Here is a 229-nt window from a genome sequence, read left to right as displayed (position 1 = left end):
CGTCACCATCACCCTCTCGGCGCGCACCGGCGCCGGCCTGGAGCTGCTGCGCGAACACCTGAAGGCCTGCATGGGCTTCGTACAGACCGCGGAAAGCGGTTTCAGCGCCCGCCGGCGCCACTTGGAAGCGCTACGCCTGGCAGGGCAGGCGCTGGAGCATGGCCACAGCCAACTTATCCACAATGGCGCCGGCGAACTGCTGGCCGAGGATCTGCGCCAGGCCCAGCAG

1 protein-coding gene is annotated in these 229 nt (G+C 69.0%); it reads left to right on the top strand.

Going from position 1 to position 229, the window contains the following annotated elements; translation table 11 throughout:
* A partial coding sequence (locus BST14_RS32570; RefSeq protein ID WP_211280893.1) for a hypothetical protein occupies nt 1-229 on the top strand: 229 nt, incomplete at both ends.

This window comes from Mycobacterium arosiense ATCC BAA-1401 = DSM 45069 (genome assembly GCF_002086125.1).
Taxonomy (GTDB): Bacteria; Actinomycetota; Actinomycetes; order Mycobacteriales; family Mycobacteriaceae; genus Mycobacterium; species Mycobacterium arosiense.
This window is presented reverse-complemented; position numbering and strand designations above follow the sequence as displayed.